This window comes from Niallia sp. FSL M8-0099 (assembly GCF_038006945.1).
Classification (GTDB): domain Bacteria; phylum Bacillota; class Bacilli; order Bacillales; family Cytobacillaceae; genus Niallia; species Niallia circulans.
The window spans coordinates 222,260-233,494 of record NZ_JBBOWF010000003.1 but is presented as its reverse complement, the minus strand read 5'-3'; the positions used below and the strand labels follow the sequence as shown (position 1 = coordinate 233,494).

General features: G+C 31.4%; 7 protein-coding genes. 5 read left to right on the top strand and 2 right to left on the bottom strand.

The annotated features are described in order from the left end of the window. The first annotated feature begins 92 nt into the window (after window positions 1-92). A complete protein-coding gene (gene istA, locus NSQ92_RS25475; protein WP_061801336.1) occupies window positions 93-1,382 on the top strand; it encodes an IS21 family transposase in 1,290 nt (429 codons plus the stop codon). Then, window positions 1,382-2,140, top strand: a complete 759-nt coding sequence (istB, locus tag NSQ92_RS25470; RefSeq protein WP_061801337.1) for an IS21-like element helper ATPase IstB — start codon at window positions 1,382-1,384, stop codon at window positions 2,138-2,140. Before istA ends, istB begins: the two co-directional genes overlap by 1 nt. A gap of 638 nt (window positions 2,141-2,778) precedes the next feature. Here istB and xerS read toward each other — a convergent pair. Next, a complete protein-coding gene (gene xerS / locus NSQ92_RS25465) occupies window positions 2,779-3,894 on the bottom strand; it encodes a tyrosine recombinase XerS (RefSeq protein ID WP_341123892.1) in 1,116 nt (371 codons plus the stop codon). Window positions 3,895-4,216: 322 nt separating this feature from the next. On the opposite strand from xerS, the gene NSQ92_RS25460 reads away from it, so the two are divergent. The 3 genes from NSQ92_RS25460 to NSQ92_RS25450 all read left to right on the top strand — a co-directional run bounded on the left by NSQ92_RS25460 (window position 4,217) and on the right by NSQ92_RS25450 (window position 9,423). Then, complete coding sequence (locus NSQ92_RS25460) at window positions 4,217-6,364, top strand: ATP-dependent nuclease (RefSeq protein ID WP_341123891.1); 2,148 nt, start codon at window positions 4,217-4,219, stop codon at window positions 6,362-6,364. Beyond that, on the top strand, window positions 6,349-8,031 hold the full coding sequence (locus tag NSQ92_RS25455; protein ID WP_341123890.1) for an ATP-dependent helicase: 1,683 nt from the start codon (window positions 6,349-6,351) through the stop codon (window positions 8,029-8,031). Before NSQ92_RS25460 ends, NSQ92_RS25455 begins: the two co-directional genes overlap by 16 nt. A 738-nt stretch (window positions 8,032-8,769) precedes the next feature. After that, complete coding sequence (locus tag NSQ92_RS25450) at window positions 8,770-9,423, top strand: hypothetical protein (protein ID WP_341123889.1); 654 nt, start codon at window positions 8,770-8,772, stop codon at window positions 9,421-9,423. A 551-nt stretch (window positions 9,424-9,974) separates the two neighbouring features. On the opposite strand, the gene NSQ92_RS25440 is transcribed toward NSQ92_RS25450, so the two are convergent. Further along, a complete protein-coding gene (locus NSQ92_RS25440) occupies window positions 9,975-10,940 on the bottom strand; it encodes a DUF3800 domain-containing protein (protein ID WP_341123888.1) in 966 nt (321 codons plus the stop codon). Window positions 10,941-11,235 lie beyond the last annotated feature (295 nt).

Here is an 11,235-nt window from a genome sequence, read left to right as displayed (position 1 = left end):
TAGAAATGCTATTTTAAATATGTACAATAATGCTTGGATAAATATGTACAAATTTGCTTTCATTTTACATACTAGTCTTGAGGTGACTAGTCATGTATATATCATTAAATGTCGATGTTAATTTTGAGATTAATAGTCTTTCAGACTTACCAAAATTCAAACAAATAATGGAGCATATGAAAATGAAAATTAATAAGAGTAAATTGGCTGAAGAACTTGGAGTAGATCGACGAACAGTTGAGAAATATCTAAATGGTTTTGTCCCCAAGAGGACAAGAAAAAAGTCCTCAAAAATTGATGAATATTATGAAGTGATCGCTGCTCTTTTATCTGAGGATTCTAAACAGGTGTTTTATTATCGGCGGGTGCTTTGGCAGTACTTAAAGGATAATCACGGTTTAGACTGTGGTGCTTCGACCTTTCGAGCCTATATCGCTCGAATACCTGAATTTAATGCTTACTTTGTGGAGGACAAACGTATTGCTTCTCCGAAGGGGACGGTTCGCTATGAAACTCCGCCAGGTAAACAAGCTCAATTAGATTGGAAGGAAAATATTCAATATGAAACAAAAGATGGCGAGCAGGTCGAGATCAATGTAGCTGCGCTTATTCTATCTACTTCAAGATTGCGAGTATTCCACTTGAGTATTTCCAAGTCACAAAGTACGCTGTTTTCCTTTCTAACAGAAGCTTTTGAAACGTTTGGCGGTGTTCCTGAGGAACTCCTTACGGATAATATGAAAACAGTGATGGATGAAGCAAGAACGGAACATTATCCGGGTAAAGTGAATGCAAAGTTTGAGCAATTCGCAAAAGACTTTGGCTTTAAAGTGAAAGCCTGTATCGCTGGCAGACCAAGGACAAAGGGAAAAGTCGAAACGACAATGAAATTGTTAGACGAAATTCATGCCTATCAAGGACAATTCTCTTTAGAGGAACTGCATCAATTTATACAAGAGTTAGCCAACAGAGTGAATCACCAGATTCACCAAGGGACAGGAAGAATACCAATGATTGAATATAAAAAAGAAAGGAACCACTTACTCCAGCTACCAACTGATAAAGTAAGAGATTCCTATCGCATTAAGCACACACAAGTAAAAGTCAATGCATCCAACATGATCTCCTACAAATCAAACCAGTATTCCGTACCACCAGAATATCAAGGAAAGAAAGTAGGTTTACAAGTGTATGATAACAACTTATGGATTTATTATAACATGAAACTTATTGCACAGCATCCAATCAGCAAAGCGAAGCTAAATTATCAGGAAGCACATTATAAAGCAGGTTTGGCTGTTTCAGCCCCTTACTATAACTATCCGGAAATCGATGATTTGGCAAAGAAAAATCTAGCAACGATTGGAGAAGTGTATAAATAATGAATCTATCCACTAATTATCAACAATTATTAAGAAACCTAGAGTATCTAAAGCTGAAGCAAATGACTCTACATTTAAATGAAGTAATTGATTTCGGAGTCCAGAACCAGCTGTCATTTATTGATACGTTAATCAAGTTAACCAACTATGAAATTGATGTGCGAGAACAAAATATGACGCAGTCGATGGTAAAGGTGGCTGCATTTCCACATATGAAAGAAATAAAAGATTTTGATTTCACTTTCCAAACCTCAGTCAATCAGCAACAGATTCAAGATTTTCTAACCTTTCGCTTTATTGAAGAGAACGAGAATATTGTTTTCTTAGGACCAAGTGGTGTTGGCAAAACACACTTGGCCACCGCCATAGGGATTGCGGCAGCAAAGAAAAGAACAAGTACCTATTTCATTAAATGCCATGATTTAATTCAGAATTTAAGACGAGCACGATTGGAGAACCGCTTAGAAACTCGTCTAAAACATTATACAAAATATAAACTATTAATCATTGATGAGATTGGTTATTTGCCAATTGATCAAGAAGATGCGAAATTATTTTTCCAACTGATTGACATGCGATATGAAAAGCGCAGTACGATCTTAACAACGAACGTAAACTTTAAGGCATGGGATGAAGTATTTCAGGAGCCTAAGCTGGCAAATGCCATCTTAGATCGCATCTTACACCATGCGAAGGTTGTGACAATGGTGGGAAATTCCTATCGTTTAAAGGATCATTTAGTGCAAGAAAACGAGTGATTTTGTACATCCTTAAACGAGCGAAAATGTACATATTTGTGTTGACATTTATATTCTTCCTTCCGTGAATAGCTTATCTTCTTATGCCAGTGGTCACTCCACCCTCCAAGAGATCCCCCACGGAATTCACCGTTTCCTTCCTCAAGTGAGGTACTATGTTTTCTGTGTTCCTCATGACCTACTGAAAGCCAAGGGCTATTCTCTCCTAATTGTTCCGTCCTTCCAAATCGTTCTAGACCGATTTGTACTATGACATCGGCTGACTTCTGATGGTTCAGCTACTTATCGCTAAGTAGGTTAGGAAGTGTACTTCCCGTATCCATCAGACCTCCCCGGGTAAGAGTGCAATCTTTCCTTCCATCTATCTGCTTCATTTACTTTGTATCACCTTCGGCAGAAAGGACTTTGTTTTGTTTGGCAAACTCATCCAATGATACCTAGCCTTCTATGAAGTTCGTGTCCCTCAGACCGGAAGTTTGCCGCCCGCTTCCTTCAGATTCCGCGTCACCACGGACACCCTTGCGTTAGGCTAACTACTACTTCTGCCTTCGCAGTTCGGGACTTTCACCCTAAAGATTGCACACATGCCGGGCACACCAAAAAGGAAGCATAAAGTTTTCACTTTAATGCTTCCTTTTTTATTTTTTTCTCCTTTGATCAAGTTGTTCTGCAGCAAGCTTAGCTTTTTCTCTAGATGTATTGATATAAAGCAAGGAAATGTCAGATTGTGTATGACCCAATTGGTTCATAATAAGCGGAATGTCTCCTCCTGTTTGTTCTGCTAAATTAGTAGCGTAAGTATGTCTTAATTTATGGGGGGCCATTCGTTTATCAAATGATTTGGTATATTTATAAACTATATTCTCAACAGCACGTGCAGTAAGAGGGAGTGTATCTCCCTTATATTGTTTAACAAATAGATACTGACTTTCCTCATTTCCTGCTTTATATCTTTCATTTCTTATAGATAGATAATCTAATACATCTAACATAGAAGAAGGAGTAACTGGAATAGTATCTTTCTTACCGCCTTTTCTAATAATACTTATTTCGTTATTTTTACTATCGATATCTTTAAGGCGTAATTCTATCAGTTCATTTACTCTAATTCCGCTACCCAAAAATAATGAAATGATAGCAAAATTTCGTTCCTTGTCACGATTAAAGAACTTTAATTCTGAAGGGGAAAGAGTGTTTTCATATTCATTTTTTATATACTCCAAAAAATTGAGATCTTCATTTCCTATAAAAATCTTCTCCGAAATCTTTCGTGCTCTTTCATTAAAAGTTTCCGAAACTTTCTTGATAGGAATTTTTTTCATTACATTTCGATGAAAGTATGGTTCACCTTGTGTTCCTAAAACTTCTGCTTCAATCGTTAAATAATTGAAAAGCGAACGAAGGGAGGACTTATGCCTATTAACCGTTTTTGAACTTATTTTATGAGATTCATTTGCTTTCTCGTACTTTTTTCGACTGACATATTTAAAGTAATCTTGTGCATCTGATAGGGGAAGAGATCCTAACAAGCTTACTGGAAATGTTTTTAAACTAGACCATTTGACCCTTTCATCAGCCATTAACCAAGATAAAAACTCCTTATAATCTCTAACATAATTGAATAGGGTAAGAGGGGAGCGATTATCCATTTTGGCCTCTACATATTCATTTATAAAGTCTGGCATTTCCTTTAGAAGTTCCGCTAATCGCTTTTCATAATATTCATGTTGTTTTGTTATAGCCAATTCTATCACCCCTAAATAAGAACATTTCTTTACATAATGTATAATAACTCTTAAATAATTTCTAGTGGTAAACGTCTAAAACCTTGGTATATAAGGGATTAGACGTTTTCTTTATTATATCATAATTCAAATTAAGAAGGATTAACGCTTATTACTGCTTGAAACTGTGTATTTAACAGAGATAAGTATTTATTCATATGTCAAAATGGTAGATTAGTTACCGTATAGAGGAATAAGAATAAAGGAAATGTTCGAATATTGTAAATTAATATATGTTAATATATAAATAATTAAATAGAGTTACAAAATTTAACTATTAAGGAGTACTTTAATGTTTATATCAGAACTAAAAGTTACTAATTTTAGAGGATTTACTAGTGAACCAACTGTTATTGAATTTAAAGAAGGGATTAACGTGATAATTGGTCAAAATAACGCAGGGAAGACTACAATAATTAAAGCTTTAGAAATCTTGTTTGACAGTAAATCCTCTAGAAAACTAAATATTAATGATTTTAATCACAATTTAGCATTAGATAAATTAAAATCTAATCCTCCCAATATCTCTATATCCGCGAAATTAATGGAATCAGATAATGAAGAATCGTACTCGGATGAATTGGTTGCAGTTTCTAACTGGCTGACAAGTATAGGTACTCCATATGAAGCTACTATAACATTCAATTTTTTCTTACCTGATAATGATGTAGATACATACAGAAAATTAATGAATGAAATATCTAGTACTGATATAAATGATTACTGGAAAGTAATCGAGCAACATTTTTTAAAGAAATATGTTAGCAAAACATATGTGGGAAATGCAGATTTAAAAAATCAGGTTAATGTCTCAGAACTATCTAGATTCGACTTTCAATTTCTTAGTGCAATAAGGGATGTTGAAAGGGATTTATTTAAAGGTAACAATATGTTATTAAAAGAAGTAATAGATTTTTATATGGACTATGAAATTAAAAATGATGTAAATTTAGAAATCCAAGAAAAGCTTGATAAAATTCAACAAAAAAAAGATAGTTTTGCTCAAGAATCAAAGAAATTAATAAAGTCATTAAAAGATAGAATGACTCAAGGTGAAGAACAAATTCTGAAGTATGTAAAAAATACGGGTGCAGGTATAGACAATTCGAAACCCGTTTTTGAAGGTGAAATTCTCGATAATGAATTATATTCGGCTTTAAGATTAATTGTAGAAAAGGAAACGGGTGTTAAGTTACCCGCTACAAGCAATGGTTTAGGATATAACAATTTAATCTTTATATCTTTATTGCTTTCCAAAATGCAAAAGGACTCTTCTGGAGAGTATCTAGGATCTAATTCTAAAGTATTTTCAATTTTAGCAATTGAAGAGCCAGAGGCTCATTTACACCCTAGTATGCAATACAAGTTTTTACAGTTTCTAAAAAGAAATAAAGAATCTGAAGTAAGACAGATATTTATTACTTCTCATTCTCCTAATATAACAGCCGCTGTTGACTTAGAAGATATAATAATTATGCAAAAATTAAAAGTTAACATTGGAAACGAAAAACCTATAGAAGTTATAAGGCCGGCTTACCCATATAAAGTTTTTGAAACTAAAGAAGGTAATACCTATTCTGAAGAAGATCAGAAGTCTAGAGATTATGTAAAAAGATTTTTGGATGTAACTAAGGCGGATCTATTTTTTGCAAAAAATATTATACTAGTTGAGGGAATTGCAGAACAACTAGTTATACCAGAGTTTGCTAGTAAACTAGGGTTATCTTTGGAAGATAGCCATACAACAGTTTTAAATATTGGTGGCAGATATTTTGATCATTTCTTAAAATTATTTAATACTATTAAATCTCCTTATGCAATTAATAAAAAAATTGCTTGTATTACGGATTTAGACCCGGTGAGAAAGAAAATAATTGAAGGAACATCAGCAGAAGCAAATGCTAATTATGACACTACAGAAGATGATTCAAGCAATTGGGAAAAATGTCATCCTATTTTTTTTAGTATAAATAATGAATTATATGATTACAAAGAAACATCGAATCACCTTATCAGTAACAGAGAAAGCTATTCATCTAACATAAGAGTATATACACAACCAATTGGTTTGAGCTCTACTTTTGAATATGAAATGATCAGAACAAATTATACCAATGATATCTTAGTAACAAGTTCAATCTCTAATAGTAATGAGTTGAAAGAATTATTTAAAATGGTTGACCGAGAAGAAGCTTTAGAAGAAATGATAAGTAGGATTAGAAAATCAAAATTTAAAACGGAACTATTAGAATCGGTAGAAAATGGAGTTTTGAAAGATTCTAAGGAAAATAGAATTGCACTACTTGCAAGTAGATTTCTTTTATCAGTTAAAAAAGGGGAAGCAGCACAAGAAATGGCTTACTTAATTAGTAACGATGAGGAAAACTTAATTAGTCCCCCAGATTATATAAGGGAGGCGATAAAATGGATATCTCAGTAGCAATTGAATTGGAAAATAGCTTAAGTGAAATTCCTATTGACCAGAATTTTAAACTCTATGCAGGTCCAGGTGCAGGGAAAACTACTTTTTTGACAAATCATATTAGAAATATTCTCAAAAAGTCACATAAACTAAAGAAATCCAGACAAATTGCTTGTATCACTTATACCAATACAGCGGTGAATACTCTAATTCAAAGATTGCAAGGTTGTACAAATTCTACAGAAGTTTCCACAATTCATAGTTTTTGTTATAAATTTATTGTAAAGCCATATATTTGGGTTTTAAATGATCCTTTAATTCCTTTAGAAAAAATAGATGGGCACGAGGAAATTAAGCTAAGAAAAAGTCAGTTAAGAGATTTTAAAACAAGGAGTCAGCAGTTACATTTTGCTGATGATAAATCTTTAGTAGAAGCATTAGGGAAACTAAAATGGATTTTAGAAGCTGGGGAACCAGTACTTAAGTTTATAAAATTTAATGATGGACGAATTGGAAGCTATTCAATTAAGAAACAATCGTATATGCTTTATAAACAATTATATTGGACGGAGGGTAAAATAAGCCACGACGATGTCCTTTATTTCACCTATCGTATTCTTAAAGAAAAACCAGAAGTCATAGAAATTATAAGAGCTAGATTTCCTTATATTTTGATTGATGAATTTCAAGATACTAGTCCAATCCAAACAGAAATATTAAAAATGATTGGTGAAAGGGAAACTTGTATTGGGATTATTGGTGATATATGTCAATCTATATATTCCTTTCAAGGAGCTAATGTGGATTTATTCAGAGAATTTTCTTTAAATGAAATGAAAGTTTATATTTTGTCTGGAAATCGACGATCTACAAATCAAATTATTAATGTATTAAACCATATGAGAGAATCAGTGGATTTTAAGCAATATTCCCCTATTAACTTAGATGGTCCAGCACCGATGATTCTAGTTGGAGATAGTTCAGAAGCAGACTCTTATTTAAAAGATAATTTAGGGCAGGTTATGTTTTTATCGTATAAACATACCAATCAACCCAATGTGAATATTTTGGTAGATGATTCAGATGGAGATAGAAGTTGGAGAATATATTATTTAGTTCAAGCTTTAGAACTAGCTAAAAATCTTGATATAAAGAATGCATTAAAATATATGAAACAGGCCTATCGGAAGACAATTGGGTTTACTGAAAAGGAAGCTTTAGAAAACTTAAGGAGACTTATAAATGATTATGAAGTTATCCAAAATGAAAGTATTACCGATCTTCACAATAATTATATAGTTGGTCATTATGACGTAACAGGGAAAATTACTAGAGGTAAAGTAAAGGCTTTATATGATAAATTAACTTATATACAGCTAGTCTCGCAAATAAAGATTATAGAAAATGGATTGATCAATTTTAAAACTATTCATCAATCTAAAGGTGAAGAATATGAGACAGTTTGTGTAAGTCTACCTTCAAAGGGTGATGGCAAAGAAATTGATTTTCTTATTAATCCGGATATGAATAAAGAATCACATAGGGTTTACTATGTTGCGTTGAGTAGAGCTCAAAACAGGTTAATAATTAAAATGGAAGCTATCAGTGATGAAAATAGGATGAAGCTTGTAACTTTAGGTTTTGAAGTAATTCAACTAAGAGAAAAAAGTACATTAATAACATGATAAAAGGTAGTTAATTATAATATTATATGGAAGTAATTATGCTTAAAGATAGATAATGAGAGGCTTGTTAAAAGAGGTAATAAAAAATAAAAGATGTTGTGTATTGTAAAATAGAAGAGCAGAGATCTTCGCTTTATAAAAAGGATAGCTCTTCAATTCCCTCAACTGCAATAGGGCCAAACTAGCTTATGGAAGAAAAGGGGCAGCAAGCAACCCTGTAATAAGTGAAACCCTTGCTAATAATAGATAAAGGGGGGCGATTGTTGAATATAAGGACTCGTACTTATATATATCTAATATGTATGAGTCCTTATATTCTCTATATTATTTTAATTTTATTCTTTATGACAGGAAATCTTCTTGCTACAGGTATTCTTCAACAAGTTTCACTAATAACGGCGTCATTAGGAAGATAAGATAATATTATCCTTCGATTAACTTCTATATACAAATAATTCTAATCTATAAAAGGAGCTGATTATCTGCGACTCCTTTTTTTGAGGTAATCAGGTTTTCAGAAGAGATATAGGATATTCCTCTTTCCAAAAATTAAAAATGGCCATAGATTGATTAAAGCTAATAATTAACCTTGCTCTTGTTTTTTCCAATTGTTACTAAACTTCTAGAACAAAAATACGATATAAATATTAGAAGATTTATTAAATTTAAATAAGTATAAATTTATATTGAAAGAGAAAGAAATACATAAATTATTGGTAATAGATTTGAGGGTTAATTATGAATCAGGAACTACTAACAGATTTAGAATTATTAAATAAATTTAAACAGATTAATTTTCATAAGCTTGATAATTTTTTCAGTGACTTTTTTATAGAATATAGTGACTCTATTGAGATTAGGCATTTGAATTTAATGGAGGATTTATATAAAAAATTGAAAAATGCGCCAGTTCCCAATTTTTCAAGATTTGGTATGAAACAGTTTTATCATCGTGAATTTTATTTCGATGATGAAGATTTTTTTAGTTTATATTGGGATATTGAATTAGCTACCAAAATAATAAAAAGGAATAAACTAAAACCAGAGGCTGTACCAGTAAAATATTTACTTGATGGACTAACACAATTAAACCCTTCAAAAGTACAATCTTGCATCAATTTCACAAAAGTTAATCCAATATTTATCGTTGCATATGATCCTCATAATACTGTAATTGTTATCGATGGAAATCATAGAGTCAAAGCACAAGAACTTAAAAGGAATCCATATATTGATGCTTATTTACTAAATGATACCCTTTCAATGGAATGTATGGCAGGAGATATATTTAGATACTTATATGCAGTTCATACAAATGCCACTCTACTAGTTAATTCTATAGAAAACCAATCCTATAATGGTAACCTAGATGATTTATTGATAAAACTCTAACATAATTTATGGTCAACACTTACACTAAAAATTATATTTAAACAAAAAAAACCGAATAGCAATATCTACTGTCCAAATTTGCCAAACCAGGGTGTTGTTGTAAATATCTAAGTCGCCCAGGTCAGAAATTTGATGTTCTCGATTCTCTTATGAAGTAATTGTAAATCGAATAATAAAGTAACTAATACGATAAATGGAGCATGAATAAAGCCATGCTGCCATTTTATCTAACAAAAAGTTGTAATAAGGTAAAGTTGAGGTTATACAAGAAGATAACGGTCATTCATATTTCCACTTTTATGATCCAAATGGTAATTAACTTCAAGTACATTGGTAGGAAGAAAATAAATTTCCTTATTGCATTAACGGGCTCTTTATTTAAATAAAAGGATAAATTAATATTATAAGGTGAAAATAGGAATATTTATTAAAATAATATATTCCATAAATAACAAATATATTTTGTATAACCGAATAGAACAAACATTCGTATAATACAATTTTTACGAATGTTTGTTTACATAATTATATTATTGGCAACATCAAAACAATTAGTTTAATAGATATGTATTACGACCAATTCCATTGATTTGATCTTTATAACCTAATAATTGCCTTAATCGTGTATTGGGATATTGAAGCATAATTCTCAAATCTCTAGTAGATATCTTCGGATACTCCACCAAAATTCTTTGAATTTTAGTCATTTCTTCAATGTCATAATTTGCTTTATGGATAATAAAAGGGGATACGTACTCTGCAATATTAATTGGAGTAAGTTCCTCATTACCAGTCCACTTAAAAAGTCGGATTTGATTTTGAAATCGTATAATATTATCATCAACAGATAAAAAACGATAAATTAAATCACTTTTTACAATCGAATGATCTGAATCTTCAAGGTATCCTTCTTCTAACAGAAATACAACTATCCCCATAAAAGTATCTACAATTTGGAGGGGAATAGACTTTTTAGAATCCTGAGATATTACCTTGTTGACTCTATAGTTTTTATTTCGATATGCTGAATGTGCATTCATTTGTTCAGTTATTTTATCATTAAGAAATAGTTTATCATATTCATCATTGCTATCAATTTTAATCTTAACATTGACAGGGTCAATATTATTACCTATATGAGATAAATCACGCGTTAATCCATAGAAAAGCCGTTCTGGTATTTTAATATAAAATAAGTTTCGGAGTTCACTAGCTGATAAACCAATTTTATCAGCTGCTGAGAATGCATCAGTATTGTTCACTATTAAAATGTTTATTCTAATATTTTCTTTTATAACTGTATGTAACGTTTGTAAGTACTTTTTTATATGTGTATCCTTTGTATATTCTCTAAAATGTAATTCACTATTAGAATTACTGTTCTTAAAAATGACCCTTATTTTTTTTACAAGATTGGCAAGAGCCAAGTCAGTACCACTATATGCACCATAATAAGAAAACTCTTTATTAAATTGATCAATTTTGTTTGATTCATCGAAATATATTAAATAATTCATATAAACACTTCCTAGTGCTATTAATTTGACTTTTAGTACATAAATGTTATAATTACATCATAAATTATATGATATTACTTTCTCCGCTACCGTTTATGTAGAGCTGGTAATATACGCGCAAGAATAGCTTTTCCCCGCTACCGTTTTGGCAGGGCTGAGCTATTTTTTTGTTTTAAATCTATAATTATATTATACCAAACTTACATTTTATCCGTCCACATTCTATTGTTCGTAAAATTTATATTATACGAATAGTTAAAAGTAAAAGATTAAAAGATATTAACCCCCGCTCATT